We start from the raw sequence: 2,696 nt of genomic DNA on the forward strand, positions 1-2,696 counted from the left end.
TTCAAGGAGCTCGCCGAGAAGTACACCGCCGGCAAGGTCAAGGTCGAGGTCTATCCGAACTCGACGCTGTACAAGGACAAGGAAGAGCTCGAGGCGCTCCAGCTCGGCAGCGTGCAGATGCTGGCGCCGTCCAACTCCAAATTCGGACCGCTCGGCATCCGCGAGTTCGAGGTGTTCGATCTGCCCTACATCCTGCCCGACCTGAAGACGCTGCGGAAGGTGACGGAAGGCCCGCTCGGCACGCGGCTGCTCAAGCTGCTGGATGCCAAGGGCATCACCGGCCTCGCCTATTGGGACAACGGCTTCAAGCAGATGAGCGCCAACAAGAAGCTGGTCGCGCCCGCCGATTATCAGGGCGTCAAGTTCCGCATCCAGTCCTCGCGCGTGCTGCAGGCCCAGTTCAAGGCGCTCAGCTCGCTGCCGCAGGTGATGGCGTTCTCGGAAGTCTACCAGGCGCTCCAGACCGGCGTGGTCGACGGCCAGGAGAACACCTGGTCGAACATCTATACCCAGAAGATGCACGAGGTGCAGAAGTACATCACCGAGACCAATCACGGCTACATCGGCTACGTCGTGATCGTGAACAAGAAGTTCTGGGACGATCTGCCGGCCGACATCCGCGACCAGCTGACCAAGGCGATGAAGGAAGCGACCGATTTCGGCAATGCGCAGTCGCAGAAGGAAAACGACGACGCGCTCGCCGAGATCAAGAAGAGCGGCAAGAGCGAGATCATCAAGCTCACGGCGGAGCAGAGCGAGGCGATGCGCAAGGCGATGGAGCCGGTCTACAAGGATGCCGCCGGCCGCATCGGCCAGCCGCTGATCGACGAATTCCTCAAGGAAGCCAAGAGCGCCACGAACTGAGCGCCACGAACTGAGCAATTCGAACGACGAACGAAGGCTTCCGTGCGTTCTGCACGGAAGCCTTTTTGTTGCGGATGATTTCCGAGTTGCGGCTGGAGGTAAAATCGGGCGTTACAATCCTGGCAAGGGCGCACTTCCTGTCCAAGTTGTAAGTTGCGTGTCCGCCGGGTCGCGCCCATCTTCAGGGACATCCTTCCAGAGGAGGTCCGGATGAGGAAGTTCACCATCGCCGCCATCGCCGTGCTCAGCATCGCCGGCTCGGGCGCGGTCTATGCCCAATATCATCGCCCGTGGATGGAGCACATCCGCCACATCCGCATGAACCCGGAAGACCGCGCCGCTTTTGTCGACGCGCGGATCGCCGCCGTCCATGCCGGGCTGAAGCTCAACGCCGATCAGGAGAAACTGTGGCCGCCGGTCGAGGCTGCCGTGCGCGAATTCGCCAAGCTGCGCATCGACCGCGCCAATGCGCGGATGAATGCCGGTCCCGGTGACGCCGGCAAGGACGCCGACAGGCCGGAGGATCCGGTCGCCCGCCTGCGCCAGCGCGCCGAGGACATGGGCGCGACCTCGGCGGCCCTGAAGAAGATCGCCGATGCCGCCGACCCCCTCTACAAGACCCTGGACGAGGGCCAGAAGCGGCGCCTCGCCGTGCTGACCCGCCACCGCGGTCCGTTCGGCGGCGGCGAAGACGGCCCGCACCGCCACTTCATGGAACGCGGCATGGACCGCATGATGGAGCGCGGCATGGAGCACTTCCATCGTGACCGTTTCGACCGCGACGGCGGCCCCGACCGGGATCGCGAGGGCCGGCTCTGAACGGGACTGGATTTTGCGACGATTGACCCTGGAGAAGCCGCTGGAATCCAGCGGCTTTTCGCTTTCTGGGGACTGTGGAAAAACCTTCATTGCATCGCTTGCCAGACCCGGATCGCTTTGCTAAACGACCGACCTCGCAAGGCACTAACCGCCTTTCGGGCGCATAGCTCAGTTGGTAGAGCAGCTGACTCTTAATCAGCGGGTCCCAGGTTCGAGCCCTGGTGCGCCCACCATCCTTAAGAGACTGGCCCGCAAGGGCTTTTTTAAATTCCTCGGCAGGGCAAACCGGGTCTCGTGCGACGCTTTTAGCGGTCGCGCGCCGTGAGACGGGTCGGATAATCTGGCTGACCCTGTGCCTGAGCTTTCGGAATGACTCGAAACACAGAACGCGAGATTGGCGGCGCGCTGCGCGACCCTGGGGCTTGGGGGCGCAGTGGCCATTGCTGTCGCGTGCGGTCTGCGCATCCAGCCATCCCGCTAATGCGCGCGCTTGCGCTGATCGACCGCTCGAGCGCACTGCGCCTTATTCTCCTCATCGAGAGGAAGAGGGGCGAACAGCCTGTCGGCGCTCTTAATCAGTTCGGCGTCAAGTCGCTGTGCCCGGACAATTGCCTGGCGCGCGTTGTCGCGCGCGAGAAAGCCGAAAATGGCGACGGCCAGGGCTCAAGGACAGCTTCAGTTGGGTCGCACCATTTAGGGGATCAGCAATGAAACAGCAGCGCGCCGAGCGCGCAAATTAACAATCGTGCCTGTTGCGAGCAATTGTTGAGACTGTTGCTTCCGTGCTTCCCGCTCCATTGATGGGCGGCGCTTCGACTTCCAGCCGAGCCGACCACCCAAAGGCAAGCCGGACCATCTCGCGGACCGCGCGCATCTCGGATGTGGCGTGCACGATGTTGTCGGCCTGCACGGCTCATGATCCCAGTGGGCCGGCTCACAAATTAAATATTGGGTTCCGTGGATCGGACCAAGTGGCGTACAGCACACCAGACCGCTGACATGGGGTAAACCCC

Annotated in this window: 2 protein-coding genes and 1 tRNA gene; all 3 read left to right on the forward strand. The window is 62.5% G+C overall.

Annotated features, from left to right (window positions below; translation table 11 throughout):
- Positions 1 to 864, forward strand: an 864-nt coding sequence (locus AABA86_RS33450; RefSeq protein WP_338309774.1) for a DctP family TRAP transporter solute-binding subunit, incomplete at its 5' end; no start/stop codon positions are given.
- A 210-nt stretch (positions 865 to 1,074) separates the two neighbouring features.
- Entirely contained in the window at positions 1,075 to 1,683 is a 609-nt protein-coding gene (locus tag AABA86_RS33455) for a Spy/CpxP family protein refolding chaperone (RefSeq protein WP_038951211.1), read from the forward strand.
- Between the two features lie 157 nt (positions 1,684 to 1,840).
- Positions 1,841 to 1,916: transfer RNA gene (locus AABA86_RS33460), tRNA-Lys, on the forward strand.
- Positions 1,917 to 2,696: the final 780 nt, after the last annotated feature.

This window comes from Bradyrhizobium sp. TM233 (assembly GCF_036247965.1).
Classification (GTDB): Bacteria; Pseudomonadota; Alphaproteobacteria; order Rhizobiales; family Xanthobacteraceae; genus Bradyrhizobium; species Bradyrhizobium ottawaense.